At 59.8% G+C, this 20121-nt stretch carries 20 protein-coding genes and 2 pseudogenes; 10 read left to right on the top strand and 12 right to left on the bottom strand.

All coding sequences use genetic code 11. The features are described 5' to 3' along the window. Positions 1-3: 3 nt before the first annotated feature. The 3 genes from CAF70_RS13495 to CAF70_RS13505 are packed head-to-tail and all read right to left on the bottom strand — an operon-like array spanning position 4 to position 2749. Positions 4-891, bottom strand: a complete 888-nt coding sequence (locus CAF70_RS13495) for a rhomboid family intramembrane serine protease (RefSeq protein ID WP_085625261.1) — start codon at positions 889-891, stop codon at positions 4-6. Further along, a complete protein-coding gene (locus CAF70_RS13500) occupies positions 888-1859 on the bottom strand; it encodes a metallophosphoesterase (protein WP_085625262.1) in 972 nt (323 codons plus the stop codon). Before CAF70_RS13500 ends, CAF70_RS13495 begins: the two co-directional genes overlap by 4 nt. Further along, the gene (locus tag CAF70_RS13505) at positions 1859-2749 is read right to left on the bottom strand and encodes an NAD(+) kinase (protein ID WP_025338255.1); all 891 of its coding nucleotides are present in this window, start codon (positions 2747-2749) and stop codon (positions 1859-1861) included. The genes CAF70_RS13500 and CAF70_RS13505 overlap by 1 nt, the downstream gene beginning before the upstream one ends. A gap of 88 nt (positions 2750-2837) precedes the next feature. Between CAF70_RS13505 and CAF70_RS13510 the strand changes: the two genes are divergently transcribed. Further along, positions 2838-3770 (top strand): DUF1853 family protein, encoded by a 933-nt coding sequence (locus CAF70_RS13510; protein WP_085625263.1) that lies wholly within the window; start codon positions 2838-2840, stop codon positions 3768-3770. A 224-nt stretch (positions 3771-3994) separates the two neighbouring features. Then, entirely contained in the window at positions 3995-4540 is a 546-nt protein-coding gene (locus CAF70_RS13520) for a cytochrome b (RefSeq protein WP_085625264.1), read from the top strand. Here the strand turns inward: CAF70_RS13520 and CAF70_RS13525 are convergent. The 3 genes from CAF70_RS13525 to CAF70_RS13535 all read right to left on the bottom strand — a co-directional run bounded on the left by CAF70_RS13525 (position 4531) and on the right by CAF70_RS13535 (position 8341). Beyond that, the gene (locus CAF70_RS13525; RefSeq protein WP_085625265.1) at positions 4531-5421 is read right to left on the bottom strand and encodes a 1-aminocyclopropane-1-carboxylate deaminase/D-cysteine desulfhydrase; all 891 of its coding nucleotides are present in this window, start codon (positions 5419-5421) and stop codon (positions 4531-4533) included. The two genes, CAF70_RS13520 and CAF70_RS13525, sit on opposite strands and share 10 nt — an antisense overlap. 134 nt (positions 5422-5555) lie before the next feature. Beyond that, the gene (locus CAF70_RS13530; RefSeq protein ID WP_085625266.1) at positions 5556-7592 is read right to left on the bottom strand and encodes an NADPH-dependent 2,4-dienoyl-CoA reductase; all 2037 of its coding nucleotides are present in this window, start codon (positions 7590-7592) and stop codon (positions 5556-5558) included. Positions 7593-7789: 197 nt separating this feature from the next. Next, entirely contained in the window at positions 7790-8341 is a 552-nt protein-coding gene (locus CAF70_RS13535) for a carboxymuconolactone decarboxylase family protein (protein WP_085625267.1), read from the bottom strand. Here CAF70_RS13535 and CAF70_RS13540 point away from each other — a divergent pair. Beyond that, a pseudogene (locus tag CAF70_RS13540) lies at positions 8306-8707 on the top strand (helix-turn-helix domain-containing protein); the annotation flags it as partial. The gene CAF70_RS13535 and the pseudogene CAF70_RS13540 sit on opposite strands and share 36 nt — an antisense overlap. A 54-nt stretch (positions 8708-8761) precedes the next feature. Here the strand turns inward: CAF70_RS13540 and CAF70_RS13545 are convergent. Further along, positions 8762-9640, bottom strand: coding sequence for a LysR family transcriptional regulator (locus tag CAF70_RS13545; protein ID WP_085625341.1), 879 nt, complete (start codon positions 9638-9640; stop codon positions 8762-8764). 107 nt (positions 9641-9747) lie between these two features. Between CAF70_RS13545 and CAF70_RS13550 the strand changes: the two genes are divergently transcribed. The 4 genes from CAF70_RS13550 to CAF70_RS13565 all read left to right on the top strand — a co-directional run bounded on the left by CAF70_RS13550 (position 9748) and on the right by CAF70_RS13565 (position 13192). Further along, on the top strand, positions 9748-10749 hold the full coding sequence (locus tag CAF70_RS13550; protein WP_085625268.1) for a zinc-dependent alcohol dehydrogenase family protein: 1002 nt from the start codon (positions 9748-9750) through the stop codon (positions 10747-10749). A gap of 835 nt (positions 10750-11584) precedes the next feature. Beyond that, complete coding sequence (locus tag CAF70_RS13555) at positions 11585-11800, top strand: 4-oxalocrotonate tautomerase family protein (protein ID WP_046614894.1); 216 nt, start codon at positions 11585-11587, stop codon at positions 11798-11800. After that, positions 11797-12453 (top strand): DsbA family oxidoreductase, encoded by a 657-nt coding sequence (locus CAF70_RS13560; RefSeq protein ID WP_085625269.1) that lies wholly within the window; start codon positions 11797-11799, stop codon positions 12451-12453. The genes CAF70_RS13555 and CAF70_RS13560 overlap by 4 nt, the downstream gene beginning before the upstream one ends. A 28-nt stretch (positions 12454-12481) precedes the next feature. Next, positions 12482-13192, top strand: coding sequence for an SDR family NAD(P)-dependent oxidoreductase (locus CAF70_RS13565; protein ID WP_085625270.1), 711 nt, complete (start codon positions 12482-12484; stop codon positions 13190-13192). Positions 13193-13307: 115 nt separating this feature from the next. Here the strand turns inward: CAF70_RS13565 and CAF70_RS13570 are convergent, their stop codons facing one another. Next, positions 13308-14291, bottom strand: coding sequence for an MDR family oxidoreductase (locus tag CAF70_RS13570; RefSeq protein ID WP_085625271.1), 984 nt, complete (start codon positions 14289-14291; stop codon positions 13308-13310). 45 nt (positions 14292-14336) lie between these two features. Beyond that, a complete protein-coding gene (locus tag CAF70_RS13575) occupies positions 14337-14957 on the bottom strand; it encodes a TetR/AcrR family transcriptional regulator (protein ID WP_143491597.1) in 621 nt (206 codons plus the stop codon). A 128-nt stretch (positions 14958-15085) separates the two neighbouring features. On the opposite strand from CAF70_RS13575, the gene CAF70_RS13580 reads away from it, so the two are divergent. The 3 genes and pseudogenes from CAF70_RS13580 to CAF70_RS13590 all read left to right on the top strand — a co-directional run bounded on the left by CAF70_RS13580 (position 15086) and on the right by CAF70_RS13590 (position 17600). After that, positions 15086-16009 carry a LysR family transcriptional regulator gene (locus tag CAF70_RS13580; RefSeq protein ID WP_085625273.1) on the top strand — a complete coding sequence of 308 codons (924 nt, stop codon included), beginning with the start codon at positions 15086-15088 and terminating at the stop codon, positions 16007-16009. 117 nt (positions 16010-16126) lie between these two features. Further along, positions 16127-16564 (top strand): helix-turn-helix domain-containing protein, encoded by a 438-nt coding sequence (locus tag CAF70_RS13585; protein ID WP_256573291.1) that lies wholly within the window; start codon positions 16127-16129, stop codon positions 16562-16564. 51 nt (positions 16565-16615) lie between these two features. Then, positions 16616-17600: pseudogene (locus tag CAF70_RS13590) on the top strand (LLM class oxidoreductase). Positions 17601-18013: 413 nt separating this feature from the next. Here CAF70_RS13590 and CAF70_RS13595 read toward each other — a convergent pair. The 3 genes from CAF70_RS13595 to CAF70_RS13605 form a co-directional block, all read right to left on the bottom strand. Further along, positions 18014-18316, bottom strand: a complete 303-nt coding sequence (locus CAF70_RS13595) for a putative quinol monooxygenase (RefSeq protein WP_085625275.1) — start codon at positions 18314-18316, stop codon at positions 18014-18016. A gap of 228 nt (positions 18317-18544) precedes the next feature. Then, a complete protein-coding gene (locus tag CAF70_RS13600; protein ID WP_085625276.1) occupies positions 18545-19645 on the bottom strand; it encodes a low temperature requirement protein A in 1101 nt (366 codons plus the stop codon). A gap of 96 nt (positions 19646-19741) precedes the next feature. Next, on the bottom strand, positions 19742-19918 hold the full coding sequence (locus CAF70_RS13605) for a DsbA family protein (RefSeq protein ID WP_371915955.1): 177 nt from the start codon (positions 19916-19918) through the stop codon (positions 19742-19744). Positions 19919-20121: the final 203 nt, after the last annotated feature.

The raw sequence follows: 20121 nt of genomic DNA on the forward strand, positions 1-20121 counted from the left end.
GATTCAAGCCGACAGTTTACGCCGCGCCAGCGCCCCACCCAAGAGCCCGGTCAGGCATCCGATGAGCAGCCCGCCGACGTGGGCGGCGTTGGCGATCTGGCCAAGGCCCAGGGTGTCGATCACGCCGCTCAGGCACACCACCAGCCAGATCAGCATCATCACCAGCACGCCCTTGGGCAGGTTGAAGTAACGGTTTGGCGCAAGCCACTGGAACAGCCAGATATGCCCGAGCAGTCCGTACAGCACACCGGACAGGCCACCGAACAGGCTCGGCCCGCTGCTGTAGTGCTGGGCCAGGTTGGACACCAGGCTGAACAGCAGGGTCAGGCCCAGCAGCGCCCACGGGCCCTGGCGCAGTTCGATGCGTTTGCCCAGCTCCCAGAACCACAGGCTGTTCATGGCCAGGTGCAGCACGCCGAAGTGCAGCAGCATGGGCGATACCAGGCGCCACCACTGGCCTTCGTCCAGGCTTTGCGCCAGCGGGCTGAAGTACAGGTAGTCGCCCTGGACGCGGAAGTCGAGGAAGGTGAACCAGCTGATGGTGGTGAAGTTGTCGCCCAGGCCGGTGAGGCCGGCGACGATGAAGCACAGCAGCAGCGTGACAGTGGTGACTTTGCAGGCTTTGGCCTGTTCTGCCAGGGAGGGTTGTGTGGGGGCATTCGCGGGCGCGCCCGCTCCCACAGGGGCCGCAGCGAGCTCAAGGTCGGCGTTGCCGTCGGGGTAGCGCTGGTAGAGTTCGCGGACGTCTTCGGCCAGGGTATCGGGGGCCCAGAGCACCTGGGCATCACCCTCCTCGCTGACCCGGTGCGGCACCTGCAGGCGCTGCAGCAGCTGGACGAAGCCACTGAGATCGACCGACAGCGGCAGGCGCATCACTTCGATAACGTTCATTGGTTGGCCTGCGGGCGGTCGACGTCGACCCAGACGAACTTGTGCGGGTCGATGCGGGTTTCATCATCCAGCCGGTAGGCAGCCAGCTTGCCGTAGAGCACGGCGCTGTAGTCGAGGCAGGCCAGGTTGGCGCGGATCGGCGCCGGGCGGCCGCTGCGCCAGTAATGGCCGACGAACAGCATCGGCTCGTCTTCGGCATAGCGCAGCAAGGCGTTTTTCTGGCTATGGCTGAGCGGGGTGCTGGCCACTTCCGCGGGCAGGGCATCGGGCTGGAACACGATGTCGCCATAGGTTTGCGGGTCTTCTTCCCAGAACTTGGTGCGGAAAAAGGCGCGGGTCAGGCCGTCGCCGCCAGTCAGGGTCAGGCCGTCCGGCAGGCGCATGTCGGTGCCGCGCAGCAGGCGGTTGCACACGGTGGCGGCAAAACTGCCGGTCACCGCCGAGGCCTGGATGAAGTGCTCGTCGATGCGCCCGTCGGGGTACAGCTGGCGCAGCGGCTCGATCAGCCGCGGGTCCCAGCAGGCATGCACCAGGCGGAAGCGCCCGGCGTCGACGAACAATGGCAGTTCGTAGAACCAGTTGACGAAGTCGTGCCAGTCCGCGGGGTGGTGGGCGAACTGGGTCAGGGTTTCGTCGATCAGCCGGGCGTGACGCGGCGTGTGTTCACGTACAAAGGCCTTGCCGCTGCCGGGCAGTGCCGGAGTGACCCAGCCCAGGGCGTTGTACTCGTGGTTGCCCATGATGCAGAACGCCTGGCCGGCCTCGACCATGTCGTGGACGATGTGCAATGCCTCGCGAATGCGTGGCCCGCGGTCGACGATGTCGCCAAGGAACAGCGCCTGGCGCCGCGGGTGGCGCCAGACACCGGCCACACGCTTGTAACCGAGGGCGTCGAGCAGGCGTTCAAGGGTCAGCGCACAACCGTGCACGTCACCGATGATGTCGAAACTACGCGCCGGATCGAGCATCAGTCGTCCCTGCTTCCCAGACGGCTGCCCCAGCCGAGCTTGGTGCGGCAGACCTCGTAGTAATTGTGGTCCAGTGGGTGGATCAGGCGTAGCTTCTGCGGTTTCTTGCTCACCGTGATGGTGTCGCCGGGGGCGCAGGTGAAGTGGTTCTGGCCGTCACAGGACACTTGCGGGTAGATCTGCAGGTCCTTGGACACCACGATTTTCAGCTCGCTGTTGCCGTCGACCACGATTGGCCGGCCCGACAGGGTGTGCGGGTACATCGGCACGATGACGATAGCGTCGAGCTTGGGGTGCATGATCGGCCCCCCGGCCGACAGCGCGTAGGCGGTGGAGCCGGTGGGGGTGGCGACGATCAGGCCGTCGGCCTTCTGGCTGCAGACGAACTGGCCATCGATGTAGATCTCGAACTCGATCATGCGCGTGGACTTGCCCGGGTGCAGCACCACGTCGTTCAACGCATCACCCTGGCCAATGGCTTCGTTATGGCGGCGCACCTCGGCCTGCAGCAGGAAGCGGTTTTCCACCAGATAGTGGCCGTCGAGTACTTCGGCAACCTTCTCTTCCAGCTCGTCGGGGCGGATGTCGGTAAGGAAGCCCAGGTTGCCACGGTTGATGCCCAGCACCGGAATGTTGTGCCGGGCCAGGGCGCGGGCGGCGCCCAGCAAGCTACCGTCGCCGCCGACCACGATGACCAGGTCACAGACCTCGCCCAGCAGCTTGCGGGTGGAGGTTTGCAGGCCATGGCCGGGCAGCACCTCGGCGATGGTGTCCTCGAGGATCACGTGCAGGTGGCGCTCGAGGAGGAATTTTTTCAGTCGGCGAATGGTGTCGAGCACCTGGGAGCTGCCAAGGCGGCCGATGATACCGATATTGCGAAATTGCTCCATGGGGCTCCTGCGAGGCTCTGCGGCGGGTGACTATGCCGCGATTATGGGCGAAACCACCGGGTAGCGGCAAACCGGCTATGCTCGCAGGATGATGCCATTCGCCCTGCTCCATCACCTGCCCCGGCAGCTACGCTGTCCCACCGTGCGCGACCTGGCCTGGGCCCTGCTGTCGCCCCCGTTGCTCAGCGCCCCGCCCTGCCCCCAGCGCCACCCGCTGGCGGGCAGCCTGTGGGCCGACCAGCCGCAGCACCTCGCAAACTGGCTGCAGGCGCTGGATGACGATGACCGGCCATTGCGCGACTGGCTGGCGCAACTGGGCAGTCGGCGGTTGGGGCATTACTACGAACGCCTGTGGCAATTCGCCCTGGGCCAGGCGCCGGGCATCGAACTGCTGGCGGCCAATCTGGCGATTCGCGACGGCGGGCGCACCTTGGGCGAGCTGGACGTGGTGCTGCGCGACCGCGACGGCGTGCACCACCTGGAGTTGGCGATCAAGCTGTACCTGGGCCCGGAGCACGCCGGGCACGACCCGCGAGCCTGGCTGGGGCCAGGCTGCCATGACCGCCTGGGTAGCAAACTGGCGCACCTGACGCGGCACCAGTTGCCCATGTCGGCGGGGGCGCACAGCCGCGAGGTGCTGGCGCAACTGGGTGTGGAGCAGGTGCAGGCGCATGTGTGGCTGGGTGGTTATCTGTTCTACCCGTGGCCTGGGCATGCGCAGCCACCGCAGGGCGCCAACCCGCAGCACTTGCGCGGGCGCTGGGTACGGCGGCGGGACTGGATCATGGGCGAGGGTGAGCGATGGCAACCGCTGCAACGGCATGCCTGGCTGGCGCCGGCGCGGGTCGAGGCGAACGACTGCTGGCCGATGGAGCAGTTTGCGGCGTGGCTGCATGTGCTGCAGCGGCAGGCTCCTGCGCAGTTGCTGGTGAGGTTGGAGCAAGAGGCTGATGGGGCGTGGCAGGAGGCCGAGCGGGTGTTTCTGGTGGCTGACACTTGGCCATTTACTCCCGAGGCATGATGCCAGCAGTTCCGGCCTCTTCGCGGGCTTGCCCGCTCCCACAGATACAGCACAGGTTCTGAACGCTGTGCAGTACCTGTGGGAGCGGGCAAGCCCGCGAAGAGGCCGGTGCAGACAACACAATTTTCACAGACCCAGAGCAAAAATCCGTTCCCTGATAGCCATTACAGTACTACCTGAGCGCCAGCAAGAGCGCCATTCCGACCTGATGACGAGGACCGATCATGGTTTCATCCACCCCCGCGACCCATTACGCGCGCCTTTCCATTGCCCTGCACTGGCTGATGCTGGTGCTGCTGGCTGCGGTGTACGCCCTTATCGAACTGCGTGGGCTGTTCCCCAAGGACAGCGTCGAACGCAACCTGATGAAAGATCTGCACTTCATGCTTGGGCTCAGCGTGTTCGTGCTGGTCTGGTTGCGCCTGGCCATCCGCCTGAGCCGCCCGACCCCGCCCATCGTGCCCAAGCCTGCGGCCTGGCAGACCGGCCTCGGGCACTTGATGCACCTGGCTTTGTACCTGCTGATGATCATCCTGCCGCTGGCCGGCTGGCTTATCCTCAGCGCCGCCGACAAGCCGGTGCCGTTCTTCGGCCTGGAGCTGCCGCACCTGATCGGCCCGAACCCGGACCAGGCCAAGTTCATCAAAGGCTGGCATGAACGTATCGGCAGCTGGGGCTACTGGCTGATCGGCCTGCACGCGCTGGCCGGGCTGTATCATCACTATGTGCAGCGCGACAACACACTGCTGCGCATGCTGCCTTACAAGTAACCGCGTCGGCCCTGCAGGCCGCCGGTGTGCACCACGATCAGGCGGGCGCCGGGCGCGAACAGCCCGGCCCCGACCTGCTCACGCAAGGCCAGCAGAGCCTTGCCGGTGTACAGGGCTTCGAGTGGCACGCCGGTGTGCCGCTCGCAGTCGGCGATGAACGCCAGCAGCTCATCATCGAATTTGCCGAACCCGCCACGGCAGGCGTCGTGCAGCTGGTAGCCATGCGCGCCGGCCAGTGTCGCTACCGCTTCCGGTACTCCATGGTCCCTGGGTACAGCCAATGCACCATGCACCACATGTGCGCCGGCCTCGGCCATTACCAGGCCGGCCAGGGTAGTTCCCGTTCCGCTGGCCAGCCACCAGGCGTCGTAGCCCGACCAGCCCAGTGCCGCGACTTGCCCGCGCGCTTGCTGCACGATCAGCGCGCAGCCCCGTGCACCGGCGAGCCCGCCGCCCCCTTCGGGGATGCAGTGCCAACCCGGATAGCGTGCCTGCCAGGGCTCCCAGAAACCCGCTTCGTTTCGTGCCCGGTAGCCGCCATAGCCCAGCCAGTGAAGCTCCATGCCCAGCGCCTGCAGGTCCCGCACGGTTGGCGTGTCCTGGGCGTGACCGCGCAGCAGGCCGGCGGTAGCGAAGCCGAAGCGCTTGCCGGCTGCGGCCAAGGCGTGCAGGTGGTTGGAATGGTTGCCGCCGAGGCTGATCAGGCCCTGGGCGTTGCTGGCGCTGGCCTGTTGCAGGTGGTGGCGTAGCTTGAACCACTTGTTGCCGCTGATCAGCGGGTCGATCAGGTCCAGGCGCAGGATGGCGGCTTCGACCTTGGCCTGTTGCAGCCAGGGCAGGTTAAGGGGGTGCAGGGGAGCTTGGGGAAGGTCGAGGAGCATGCTGCGAGTTTACCAGCGAAATCCTGGGGCTGCTTTGCAGCCCTTCGCGGGCTTGCCCGCTCCCACAGTCCGAGGTGCGCTACCCCTGTGGGAGCGGGCAAGCCCGCGAAGGGCCGCAAAGCGGCCCCGGCAACTCAGAGCTCAGCCGCCAACCTCGAACCCTGGTTGATCGCCCGCTTGGCATCCAGTTCCGCCGCCACATCGGCCCCACCAATCAGGTGCACCGACTGCCCCGCCGCCACCAGCCCGTCCTGCAGTTCGCGCAGCGGCTCCTGCCCGGCACAGATCACCACATTGTCCACTGCCAGCACTTGTGGCTCGCCGTCGGCCACGCGAACGTGCAGGCCGGCATCGTCGATGCCCAGGTACTCGACACTGTTGAGCATCTGCACCCGCTTGTTCTTCAAGCCGGTACGGTGAATCCAGCCGGTAGTCTTGCCCAGGCCGTCACCCACCTTGGATTTCTTGCGCTGCAACAGGTACACCTGCCGCGCCGGGGCATGCGGCTCGGCCTTGATCCCGGCCACGCCACCGCGCGCCTGCAGATGGGTATCGATGCCCCATTCCTTCCAGAACGCCTCGCGGTCCTGGCTGGTGGCCACGCCTTGATGCACCAGGTACTCGGAAACGTCGAAACCGATGCCACCCGCACCAATCACCGCGACAGCCTTGCCCACCGGCTTGCGCTCAAGTAGCACGTCCAGGTAGCTGAGTACCTTGGCATGCTCGACACCGGGGATGGCCGGCGTGCGCGGGGCGATGCCGGTGGCCAGGATGATCTCGTCATAGCCACCGTCCACCAGCGCCTGCACATCGACCCGGGTGTTCAGGCGCAGGTCCACGCCCGTGCTTTTGACCTTGTTGCGGAAGTAACGCAGGGTTTCATGGAACTCTTCCTTGCCCGGTACCCGCTTGGCCACATTGAACTGCCCGCCGATCTCGCTTGCACCCTCGAACAGGGTCACCGTGTGGCCGCGCTCGGCCGCTACCGTGGCTGCCGCCAGGCCGGCCGGGCCAGCGCCGACCACGGCAATGCGCTTCACGGTGCGCACCGGCAGGTAGTTGAGCTCGGTCTCGTGGCAGGCACGCGGGTTGACCAGGCAGCTGGTCAGCTTGCCGCCAAAGGTATGGTCCAGGCAGGCCTGGTTGCAGCCGATGCAGGTGTTGATCTCGTCGCCGCGCCCGGCGGCGGCCTTGTTGACGAAATCCGGGTCGGCCAGGAATGGCCGGGCCATCGAGACCATGTCGGCATCACCCTCGGCCAGCACCGCCTCGGCCACTTCCGGGGTGTTGATGCGGTTGGTGGTGATCAGCGGAATGTTCACCACGCCACGCAGCTTGGCAGTGACCTTGCTGAATGCCGCGCGCGGCACCTTGGTGGCTATGGTCGGGATACGCGCTTCGTGCCAGCCGATGCCGGTGTTGATCAGGGTCGCGCCGGCCTGCTCGATGGCCTTGGCCAGCAGTTCGATCTCGTCCCAGGTGCTGCCACCCTCCACCAGGTCGAGCATCGACAGGCGGAAGATGATGATGAAGTTCGGCCCTACCGCGCCACGCACCCGGCTGACGATTTCCACCGCCAGGCGCATGCGGTTTTCATAGCTACCGCCCCAGCGGTCGGTACGGTGGTTGGTGTGGGCGGCGAGGAACTGGTTGATGAAGTAGCCTTCCGAACCCATGATCTCGACGCCGTCGTAACCGGCGCGCTGGGCCAGCACCGCGCACGTGACGAAGTCGGCGATCTGCTTTTCGATACCCGCCTCGTCCAGTTCCCTGGGCTTGAACGGGTTGATCGGCGCCTGGATCGCGCTGGGTGCGACCTGGCGCGGGCTGTAGGCATAGCGCCCGGCATGCAGGATCTGCAGGCAGATCTTGCCACCGGCAGCGTGCACCGCCTCGGTGACGATGCGGTGCTTGTCGGCCTCCTCCTCGGTACTGAGCTTGGCCGCGCCGGAATACACCCCACCCTCATCGTTCGGCGCGATGCCGCCGGTCACCATCAGGCCGACGCCACCGCGAGCGCGCTCGGCAAAGTACGCGGCCATGCGCTCGAAGCCGCCCGGGCGCTCTTCGAGGCCGGTGTGCATCGACCCCATCAAGGTGCGGTTGCGCAAGGTGGTGAAGCCCAGGTCCAGCGGGGCGAGCAGGTGCGGGTAGCGGTCGGCGGCCATGGAAAGGTCCCCAGATGGCATATTCACGGGATGCGGGGCCGCACCGGGCGGCGGGCCCCGTCGTTTGTCTGCCTGCGACATTAAACAGCCGTTTGAACGGGCTCAATGATCAAAACTGACAAGTTGATGATCCTGGTGCACAGGGTTTCACCGCGCTGCTCTTCAAGCACTGCACTTGACTCATGGCGGTTACCCTCCTAGCGTGCCGACGGTGGGAAGTCGATATCGGTCGTAGCGATGTTGTTCAGGTAGTTGGTCAGGGTCAGCAGCGTGACTTGCGCCACCACCTCCACGATCTTGCTATCGTCAAGACCGGCCTCTCGCGCTGCAGCGACCTGCTCGTCACTCAATTGGCCGCGGCTTGCGGTGATCTGCTGCGCCAGCGCTGCGACCGCGCTGAGGGTGCCGCTGCGAGCCTGGCTGATGGCTTCATCGCTCAAGCCCGCCTTGGCGCCAAAGAAGGCGCGTGCGGCCAGGCAGTAATCGCAACCGTTGATTTCCGAGGTCGCCAGGGCCACAACCTCGCGTTCGGCGGCGCTCAGTGAGCTTTTACCCAGGGCCTGTGCGAGGCCCAGGTAACCGTTGAGTGCGGCCGGGGAGTGGGCCAGGGTCTTGAATGCGTTGGGAATGAAGCCGAGACCTTTTTGAATGCCTTCGAGGGCAGCGCGCGAGCCAGCAGGGGCTTGGTCCAGCGAGAGAGCGGCGATACAGGCCTGTTCGAGCTGATGGTGATTCAGCTGCTTCGCCATCTCATCGCCAGCCGCAGCATCGCCTCGGGGATGATGGCCGGGCTGGCCGACGCCCAGCTGTCCCGTGCGTTGGTGGCTATCCACAACGAGCCCCGGCAAAACTGGTCCGTGGCGGAGTTGGCGGATCGTGCCGGTATGTCACGCGCGAGCTTTGCTGCGCACTTTCGCGAGACCGTGGGCGCCACCCCTGCGGATTACCTGGCCAACTGGCGGATCAGCCTGACGCAGAAGCGCCTGCGCGAAGGCCGCCCCATAGCACTGATCGCCGATGAGGTGGGCTACGAAAGTCCTTCTGCGCTGGCCCGCACCTTTCGTCGCAAGGTGGGCGCAAGCCCGAGGGAATGGCTGCAGCAGAACACGGCATGATACCTGTCAGGTCTGCCCGTTATGCGCGCGGACCTGCGCCCCGCTTGGGAACAGCTACAAATGTTCCCGGAGAAAATCGACGAACGCCATCGTCCGAGCCGAGCGTCGTCGCTCGCGGCTGAACACGGCGCTGACTGGCAGCGCGGTGGTCTGGTAATCGTCGAACACGCTGCGCACGATGCCCTGCTGGACGTCTGCTGCAAATAGCCATTCCGGAGAAAGGGAAACGCCCAGGCCGCCCAGGACCATCTCACGTATGGCCTCGCTGCTGTTGCTGGTGACGTTGCCCTTGATGGCGACATCGAGCGCTTGCGCACCGCGGGTGAAGTGCCAGCGATCGTAATGCTCCAGCAGGGTGAAGGCGATGCAGTTGTGGTTTGCCAGGTCGGCGGGCTCGCCTGGCAGGCCGTGGCGATCCAGATAGATGGGCGCGGCATAGACCCGCCGCGTGCTGGTGCCCAGAGAGACGGCCACCAGCCCCTCGCTTTTCACCACCCCGATGCGGATCGCCAAGTCGATGTTTTCCTTGAGCAGATCCTCGTTGTGATCGCTCAGGCGCAGGTCGATCCGCACAGCGGGATGGCGCTGCAGAAAGGCCCCAAGCAGCGGCGCTATGCACAACCTTCCGTAGGTGACCGGTGCGGCGATTCGCAGGGGACCGGCAATTTGCTCCTGGCCGCTGGCGAAGCTGCGGGTGGCGCTGTCGAGCTGGCCGAGAATGTCCTGGCATTGCCTGTAAAAGCTTTGCCCCTGGTCGGTCAGGGCCAAAAGCCGGGTGCTGCGGGCGAACACGGCCCCACCCAGATACTGCTCCAACGCACGGATCTGCTTGCTCACCGCAGGCTGCCCCATGTTCAGTTCACGCGCGACAGCCGAGAACGAGCCACGCTCCACGACGCGCACGAAGATGCGCATGCTGTCGAACAGATCCATCGACATTAGGCCTCTTTCAGGAATGAGTGATATGCAAATTTGGTTTCTTATCAGAATGGATAAGACGGAGCAACCTGTAAGCGTCCACTCATTCAGAGGTCCCCGTCATGAACCAGACCATGCTTGCCGCTATCGCCGAGTCCGCCCAGGCCCCGCTGGCCGTCCGCCATATGGCTCGCCCTGCTCCCGGTAAGGGGCAGGTCTTGGTCAAGGTTCACGCCGCAGGGGTCAACCCGCTCGATACCAAGATCGCCACTGGCGCGGGAACACACGCCCGCCAGGCACTGCCGGCGGTGCTCGGTCTGGACCTGGCCGGCACGGTCGTAGAGCTGGGCGAGGCGGTCGAGGGCTTCGCGCCCGGCCAGGAGGTCTTCGGCATGGCCGGTGGGATCGGCGGTGCTCAGGGCACCATGGCCGAGTACATCGCCGTGGATGCCCGATTGATCGCGGCAAAGCCACATGCGCTCAGCATGCGTGAGGCCGCCGCTTTGCCTTTGGTCTTCATCACCGCCTGGGAAGGCTTGGTGGATCGCGCCAATGTCCATGCCGGACAGCGGGTGCTGATCCATGGCGGTGCGGGAGGGGTCGGCCAAGTCGCGGTGCAACTGGCCAAGGCGCGCGGTGCCGAAGTCTACGCCACCGGTTCGGCGGCGAGTCTCGACTTCATTCGCTCGCTGGGCGCCACGGCAATCGACTACCAGACGCAAAGCGTGGAGGCCTATGTCGAGCAGTACACGGCCGGCGAGGGGTTCGACATCGTTTATGACACCGTGGGTGGCAGCACGCTGGATGCCTCCTTCCAGGCCGTGAAGCCCTATACCGGACACGTATTGAGTTGCCTCGGCTGGAGCCAGCACAGCCTCGCGCCGCTATCGTTCAAAAGCGCCACCTACTCGGGCGTGTTCACCCTGACGCCGTTGCTCACCGGCACGGGGCGCGACCACCATGGGGACATCCTGCGCGAGGCGGCTTTGCTGGCCAATGCCGGGCAACTGACCATTCGAGTCGATCAGCAGCACTTTGCGCTGGCAGAGGTCAACGAGGCATTTCGCCAGGTCGCAGGAGGTCGCAGCAAGGGCAAAACGGTCATTCAATTGGTGAGTGAATAGGCCTTGGTGTTCCAGGGTTCCATCCGTACAAACTGCCAGGTGCGTCCCCTTCTGGCCGATTGCTGTCCTCCGCGAAAGGCCGCTATGGGTCGTTAGCGATCAGTCGCGAGAAGCTGCTAACGAGCCGTCAACCTCGACTGTTCGTCTCTCTGCTCGAAGGAAGACTATGAATGGCTTATAGCATTTCCAATAAGTGCTCTCTTTGGTATTGACGCCTGGGCTAATGCGTGGCGGCCGATGTGGCCGCCGCCTTTTTCCGCTTATCGGATCAATCGGTAAGCTGCCCGAACCTCTTCAATAAAGATCTCCGGTTGCTCAAGAGCCGCGAAATTCCCTCCTCTTTTGGTCGATATGATAACCGGCGCCATTCGCCATGAAGCGATCAAGTTGGTCATACACTACTTGTTCCTCTGGCTTAGGATGCTCTGGCTTATTCACCGGGGTGATCAGAGGCAAGTTCAACGGGCTTCGCGTCCTCGTTTGTGGCTTTCGTCCAGCTCCTGCCGCCGTCTTGCGATTCTAAAAAACAGCTATCTGTCGACAAAAATCGGTGCATCTTCGGACCCAGCCCGGCGTCCTATAATTTGTCGTCATCTGATTGGAAAGGCCGTGGTCGCCGAGCCGCTGGTGCTGCAGCACTACAGGTTATTGGATCAGTCAACGATGCGGAGACCCCAGGTTTGACAGGCCATGAGGTACCCAGGTGCCCCGTGATTCGATACATGAGGTCACAAATGAAGTACCTCGGGGCATATTTATCAATTTGCTCTGAATTCTTAAAGTTGCTCCATCAACTGCTCATCACCCAAATGCACACTTGATAGAGGAACTTCCCATGCCATTCATCAGCGTCCGCATCACTCGTGATGGTGTTACCCGAGAGCAAAAGGCCCAGGTAATAAAAGAAATCACTGAAACTATGGAGCGCGTGCTTCATAAAGATCCTAAGTTGACGCACATCGTGATCGAAGAAGTCGACACTGATAACTGGGGCTACTCCGGCATTACGACTACCGAGTACAGAAAGCAATTGTCGGAGTCAAAGCCATGAAGCACACAGTAACAATCGACTTCGTTTCCGATGTCGTCTGCCCTTGGTGTGCGCTGGGCTCAACTGCCTTGGACCAAGCCATCGCCAACGTAGCCGACGAAATCGACGTCAAGTTGACGTTTAAACCGTTTGAGCTCAATCCCGATATGCTTGCCGAAGGTGAGGACGCCATCCAGCACATGATTCGCAAGTACGGAAGAACTGCGGAGCAGGTGGCGGCACGTAATCAGATGATTGTTGAAAGAGGACGGGAGCTCGGCTTTGAGCTCAATCTCAAAAGGCGAACTCACTTTTTCAATACCCATGATGCACATCGCCTGCTGTTCTGGGCAGCGAATGAAGGGCTCCAAAGCGAGCTTCACCGAGCGCTGATTGAGGCTTACTTCGTGAACGGGCAAAACCCTAGCAGTCACCAGACGTTGGTGGCGTTGGCTCAGAAAGTCGGTTTGAACGCCCAGCAAGCGCAGGTAGTACTTGAAAGCGGGCAATTCACCGATGAAGTCCGAGCGCTCGAAAATTTCTACTTGGACCGCGGCATCAACTCTGTACCCGCAATGGTACTGAACAATCGGCAAGTCGTCGCAGGCTCACAGTCTGTTGAGTATTACGAGCAAGTGTTAAGGCAGGCGGCACAAGCCGCTTCGTCTAACTGAAGACTTAATCCATCGCAGAGGAAATATCATGAGCAATTTTCAAAAAGTCATCATCGTAACTGGCGCATCTCAAGGCATTGGTGCAGGTGTAGTGGAAGGGTTCCGGGCCCTCGGCCACAAAGTGGTAGCGACCTCGCGCTCCATTCAACCATCGACCGATCCAGATATCCTGACTGTTGCCGGTGATATTGCGGATCCGGCCACAGCGGAACGAGTTGTGCGCGAAGCCGTGGCCCGCTTCGGGCGCATTGATACGCTCGTCAACAACGCCGGGATTTTCGTCGCCAAACCATTCACCAGCTACACCAAAGAAGACTATGCGCAGGTCGTTGCGACCAATATGAGCGGCTTCTTCTATATCTCCCAGCTCGCCATCGCGGAAATGGAGAAGAATGGTAGCGGGCATGTGGTCAGCGTCACCACCAGCCTGGTTGACCACGCAATCGACGGCGTTCCGTCGGTAATGGCATCCCTCACCAAAGGTGGCATCAACGCTGCCACCAAATCGATCGCGATTGAGTATGCCAAGCGAGGCATCCGCGCTAACGCCGTATCGCCTGGCATCATCAAGACCCCAATGCATGGCGCCGAAACTCACGATGCCCTGGGCAAGCTGCACCCCGTCGGTCACATGGGCGAGATCAACGACATCGTTCAAGCGATTCTCTACTTGGACAGCGCTTCGTTCGTCACCGGCGAGATCCTGCACGTCGACGGCGGTCAGAGCGCAGGTCATTGATTGACAGAATGCTCATCACCGGCACACTCCGGTGATGAGCAGTTTCCTGAGCGACCCAGCCCCCAACACGGAGGGCTGGCCTCTTTGAAAGCATCGAGCGTGCTTGGGCTATGGATTAAACGCTGGTATCAACAACGAGGCGCCCGCGAATCCTTCCAGCCAATAGGTCATCTGCAACAGGGATTACTTCTGAAAGCGGTACTTCGCTTGTTAACTGCTCCAGAATCGACAGATCCAGCTCCGCGTTCAGCCGAGCCCATGCCTCGACTCGTTCGGCATATGGACGTGTGACGCTGTTGATCCCCAAGAGGCTCACCCCCCGCAAAATGAAGGGCGCTACTGTAGCCGGGAAATCCATACCCTGTGCCAGGCCACAAGCGGCAACCCAGCCGTCGGCTTTGGTCTGAGCACATACGTTCGCAAGAGTATGACTTCCTATCGAGTCAATCGCCGCTGTCCAGCGCTCTTTGCCCAATGGCTTACCCGGTGAAGATAACGTGTTTCGATCAATCACTTCCGTCGCGCCCAGCCGGACCAAGTGGTCTGCTTCATCTAACCGGCCGGTCGAGGCGATGACCTCATACCCTCGGGCAGCCAGCAGCGCTACGGCAATGCTGCCGACGCCACCATTCGCCCCGGTTACCAAAACAGGTCCTGCATCAGGCCTTAGCCCGGCGCGCTCCAGGGCGATCAGACTAAGCATGGATGTGTAACCCGCAGTGCCTATCGCCATGGCGTTATGGGGTGTCATCCCCTGCGGAAGTGGAATCAGCCAATCCGCGCTCACTCGGGCCTTCTGGGATAGGCCGCCCCAATGACTTTCCCCAACACCCCAGCCGTTAAGTAAAACAGAGTCGCCTTCGCGATAGCGGCTGTCGTCGCTGCGCTCCACCACCCCTACAAAATCAATCCCCGGAATCATAGGAAAATGTCGGGCGATCGGGCTCCGGCTTGTAATGCAAAGAGCATCTTTGTAGTTCAGCGTACTGTGAGACACCGCAACGGTGACACTGCCAGCTGGCAATTGGTCATCTGATAGCTCGCGGTAATGGGCCTGCTTAGCGCCTTCCTGGTTCTCCACAACGACTGCATTGAACATAGCGACTCCTTTTAGACCGGTTGTCTAGTAAACCGCGATAAAAACTCACCGGGCAATGCCGGCGAGAAATACTTTTACGAAGATCAACAGTGGGTGACCATTTTCGCAGAGACGTGCGCGCATGATTGCGCCCTCCCAGCCAATCCAGAAGAAAGCCGCCAGTTGTTCACATTCAACAGACTGGGCTATCGATTGGTTGGCCTGCGCTTCCCGGAGGCATTGGCTGAGCAACGCCTCCCAGACTCGAAATATATTCTCTATCTGACCGCGAAAATCATCGGGCAGCAAAGTCACTTCCTGGCCGAGATTGCCTACCAGGCAGCCGCGACGCCAGTTGTACTTTTCCATGCCAATGAGCGACTCGTGCAGCAGATCCTGGATACGCTCCAACGGCTCCCGATGGGGGTTGAGCAGGATCCGGCGCAGGCGGCGCTCAAAGAACTTTCCGTATTCAGCGAGGACCTCACGCCCGAAGGCATCCTTGCTGTCGAAATAGTGGTAGAAGGAGCCTTTCGGTACGGAGACCCGTTTGAGAACCTGTTCAATACCGGTAGTGTTGAATCCTTGCTCGGTCAGCAGCTCCACGCCACAGCGGATCAATGCACGCCGAGTATCGGGATCGCTACGCGAGTTTTTTGGAGGGCGCCCACGCCTGGGGGCTTTCATTGGAATGTCCATCCAAGGATAATTAGACCGAGCAGTCTAATTGTCAAGCAGCACTCTCAGTTCGGTGTATCTGTCTACCGCAGTGTGCGACGCCCAGCCTCCTACCAGCCTCTGTACGGATAAATCCCATGAAGCGGCACTTTGACGATCTGCAGTTGGGAAGCATTGAGCTGTTTTGCCTGTCGGCGGAAGCGGGCAGCTTTACTGCCGCAGCTCAGCTCGCTGGCGTTACCCCGGCCGCAGTGAGCAGGTCGATCCTTCGTTTGGAAAAAAGGCTGGGCTCTCGGCTGTTCGCAAGGACAACCCGAAGCATTCGATTGACCGATGCGGGAAAGGATTTCTTCGAGCAATGCAGCCAGGCACTCACGCAACTGGTGGAGGCCCAGCAGGCCGTTATGGGCGCTCAAGCTACGCCTTCAGGCCGTCTTCGTATCAGCCTGCCCACGACTTATGGGCACCACCGCATCCTGCCGTTGCTGCCAAAATTTCGGGACCTGTATCCTGAAGTAACGGTTGATATCCACCTTGGTAATCGAAATATCGACTTCGTTGCAGAAGGGTACGATCTGGCGATTCGTGTACGAGCTCAGCCTGACTCCACGATGATTGCGAGGTTGCTGGAGGATGCCAAGCTGGTTGTCGTTGCGTCCGCGGCCTACCTGGACAAAGCCGGGACACCGCAGACCTTGCAGGACTTGGAGCAGCATGAATGCATTCAGTTTGAGCTTCCGAGTAGCGGTAGGCGTATCTCGTGGCTGTTCCAAGAGGACGGTCGAGAGCGTGAGGTATTCACCGCTGGAAGCTATTCGTGTTCCGACGATGTGTTGGGCGGAGTGACACTCGCCAAGAACGCTGCCGGTTTATTTCAAACCTACAAATTCATCGTGGAACAAGAGCTGGCGGACGGACGACTCGTCGAAGTCTTGAAACCGTTTGGCGGGCGATCGAGACCGTACACCTTGCTATACCCTCACGGTCGTCATGTCCCGCAGAGGGTGCGCGCTTTTGTGGATTTCCTGCTCCAGTATCGTGAAAGGTGGGCATCGCTCTAGCGCGAATGTCGTTCACCCGTTCGCAGTTCTGGTAGGGGCGAACGAAACACGGCGCAGGACCAGCCTGCCCGGTGCACGCCGTAATTCCCCAATGCGGCGCCGCGCTCGCTGGATTCGGTGGGCGACAAATGGACCATTTTGGTCCTGCGTGAGCTGTACATGGGCGCGGCACGCTTCGAGGAAATGCAGATCCAGACCACCGCTACGCCCCAGATGCTGACTTCGCGCCTGAAAGCGCTGGAGGCGAAAGGCCTGGTCGAACGCCGGCCCTACAGCGAGAAGCCGCTGCGCTACGAATATCATCTGACCAATAAGGGCTGGGACTTCTATCCTGTGATCTACGCACTGCGCGCCTGGGGCGAGAAGTGGTGCAAGAATCCGGATGAGGGGTTGGCCGTGCATTTCGTGCACCGCGCCTGCGGCCATGATGTGGGTGTGGCCAGCGTTTGTCCTCACTGCGGCGACACTGTGGAACGCAAGGACTTGGAAGCGCTGATCAGCGATCGTTTCCTTCACGAACGCGAGTCTCGTCGTGAAGCCTTCAAGCGGAAGTAGCTGAGGCTAAGAGGCTTTCCTTTACTGACATGTTTGAATTGGATAATCAGTATGTATCGGCGGAGCACGTTTCCTTACCAGCTGCATCGAGGGTTCAGCAGAACCTTCACTCAGGGGCATTTGAGCCTTGGATTGTTCTTTCCCATGGAGGCCTTCGACGGGGACACTCCGAGCATGCTCAACCAGGTCACACTTGGCTAAACAAGCCGAGGCGCTGGGCTTCTGCGCGCTCTGGTTTCGCGACGTGCCGCTTCGCGACCCTGGCTTCGGCGATGTCGGCCAAGTCTTCGACCCCTGGGTTTACCTGGGTTATATGGCCGCTCATACCTCGGAGATTGCACTTGGCACCGCCTCCATCGCCATCCCGCTGCACCATCCCCTGCACACGGCCAAGGCGTCAGCCAGCGTCGATCAGTTGAGCACTGGTCGCTTGATTTTGGGGGTTGCTTCGGCAGATCGGCCAGTGGAGTTTTCGGCGTTTGTCGTCGATCCCGAAAGGCGTGGGGAGATCTTTCGAGAACACTACGAAGTGATTCGCCGCGCCCACAGCACCAGTTTTGAGCCCATCCACTGGAGCACTGGTGAAATGCAAGGCGCAGACCTGATTCCGAAACCTACCACCCAATTCATTCCAATGCTCGTGACCGGCAACAGCCGCCAGTCACTGGGTTGGATCGCGCGTGAGAGCAACGGATGGATCAACTATCCACGCATTCCGAACATGCAGCGGCTGGTCGTGGAAGATTGGCGACTGGAGGTCACGAAACAATGTGGTTCTGTGTATAAGCCCTTTACTCAGTCGCTGTACATCGATCTCGATGAGAATCTCTCAACGCCACCCACACGTATCCATTTGGGGTTCAGACTTGGACGTTACCATCTACGATTTTTGCTGGAGTCGCTTGAGGAAATCGGCGTGGACCACGTCATTCTCAATCTCAAATACGGCAAGCGCCCTGCGGTGGAAGTTATTGAGGAATTGGGTACGCACATCGTTGCGCAGTTCGGAGTGCAGCCGCGTCAGGCAGCTCATTGAACATCGGTCACTGCTAAGCCGACGAATGCTCACTTGACGAAACCATAATGTCACAGCGCGGATGACCTCCGGTTCTATATCAATGATGGAGATCTTCGCGCCATGAGCGACCGGTGCCCGGCAAACAATCTACCCTACCCAGCCTAAACCCGTGATGAGCACATTGCCTTGCAGATTCTGTGCGGCTTCCACGTCGTCCATGGACACGATTTGCGCGCGTACCCTTTCACTTATACCGAGCGCGAAAGCATGGCATGAATCCTGGACACGGCCCTTTAGCCATGACATTTATCTTCAATACAAGTGTTTTAATTGATCACCGCCCGGGATAGCAGCAGGCCCAGGCGATCCTGATTTTCATACAAGACATCGTGAGCCTCCCCGACCTGAATGAAACTTCCTGTTGGATTTACTTAACCGGGCAGCTTGGCCGCAAGGACCTCAACCTTCTCGATTGATGGTGGTTCGGCAAACAGCTCGGCAGCGTTCGCCATAAGTGCCGCCGCGACCTTGCCCGAAAGATGAGCCTGCCGGCCTGCTTCATCCGGGAATGCGTCGAAGATGCCAAAGGTGGACGGCCCCAAGCGGATTGCGAACCAAGCCGTGGTGGCTGGCTCATCCTCCACTAACGGAAGGCCGCCCAAAAGAAAGCTCTCTACATCCTTTTCTTTCCCAAGTTTTGCTTCCAGGCGAACGAACAACGCTACTTTGACCATGTTGTAGCTCCTGTTGTTACGATGCGGCTGGCGCTATCAGATCGCGATAGCTAAGAGGGGCATCCGAGACTCTTAACTATAGTCGATGATACCAGGATTACAAACCCAAATAGACCAAGGGTAGCGGCGAGTAGCGCACGGGCAGTGAGAACGACGTAGTGGGCAGCATGTAACCGCAAGTCAGCCGCTTGCTCACTTGGTCCCACCCTCTGGTCTGATAATAATGATTCAACGATATCTGAAATTTAGAAAAACATAAGTGATCATGGTTGCTGTCAGGCCGACCAATATGTACTCGACGCGGGGTAAAAATACGACTAACCCGCCCAAAGAAAACACTATCAACGTGTTTTGTAGTATGTATTTCCTTATTCTACTCACGGCTATGAAATAGCCATATTGCTTACCTAGGAAAAACAAGGCCATGCCGGTGATCGACATAATCTGGAAATCGCGTATCGCAATGTCGTTCAGGATCGCATGCCTAATTAAATTTGCCAGAAGTGCCAGCCCCATAAAAAGAAAAAGGTGCGAGTAGATTAAGGCGTGCCCACTCATACTGCTTTGATGCTTGTTCAATAAATAAAAACTATCAAAATAGATCCACCAGATACTGCAAATCATGATAAATCCGGTGATGGCCGCCATCACATTATAATAACCCCATTGAATATTAGATAAGCCTCCGGAAAGGCTAATAATTGACTCCCCCAATAAGATTAGGGTGAGTAGGCCTATGCGCTCAATCAAGTGTTCCGTATGTGCGGGCAACGGTTTTAGTTTAGTCCAGAAAAATACAGGAAACAGAATATCAAGAAAAATCCCAATATAAGCAATAAGGTAACGCAAGGGCGGGTCAAAAATAACGGATGAAAGGCTAATAACTGCGCTAACTAATAGGGCGAAGCCAAGCCTTGAGGAAAGTTCGCCGCGAGAATCGAATTTACTAATGGATGAAATGTACATGATGCTGATGATCGCACGTATACCAAAATAGCAGGCAATAATAAGCGGGTAGTTAACTTTCAGGTCTTCCCCGATCCGTGCCGATAGCACAATGAGCAGGAGCATTATGAATAATGTTGCCAAACGGTGAAGATTGCTGTCTGTATCGAACCTGTTGGAGTAAATCGTGTGACTGGACCAGATCCACCACAACGGTACAAAAAGCAGTAAGAATGTCCATAATTGCTTATGTTCAAAGTGCCCATCATGAACATGTCCGAGAGTGTGCGTAACCTGGCCTATCGTAACAACGAAAGTCAGGTCAAAAAACAATTCCAACCATGTGGCGTGTCGATTTTCTTCATAATACTTCAAAGATTTCATGGTTGCCGACTCCGTGTCCACCTCTTTAATGTAAAAGGAAGCTAACGTTGGTTTTTCCTCGGTTCTGATGTGGTGATGCCAAGCCGATTTGGCTCTTTAGCGATTTCGTCCACGCACTAACAAAAGCTCAATCATCTGACTCATTCCGATGAACTCTGGAACTCCGTCATAGCGAAGCCCGTCAATGTAAAACGCTGGGGTGCCATTCACGCCGCTGCGTACACCGCCATTGAAATCGGCTTGTATTTTGGGAATGTAAGTATCGTCTTGCATTGCAAGATCGAAATCCTCTGTGCATCATCGAACTCTAAAGTATTCATTGCTTGAACCTTGATAGAGGGGTGGTTGGGACGTGCTCAGTGGGATGCGACGCGCCCGACGAGATAACTCCATCCACCATCAAGGGGTTCAAAAAAAGACAACGCTGCCTCGATCTCAGCCTGAGCCTGAGTGATTTCGGCTGCGAAACGTTCACG

This window comes from Pseudomonas sp. B19(2017) (assembly GCF_002113165.1).
Taxonomy (GTDB): Bacteria; Pseudomonadota; Gammaproteobacteria; order Pseudomonadales; family Pseudomonadaceae; genus Aquipseudomonas.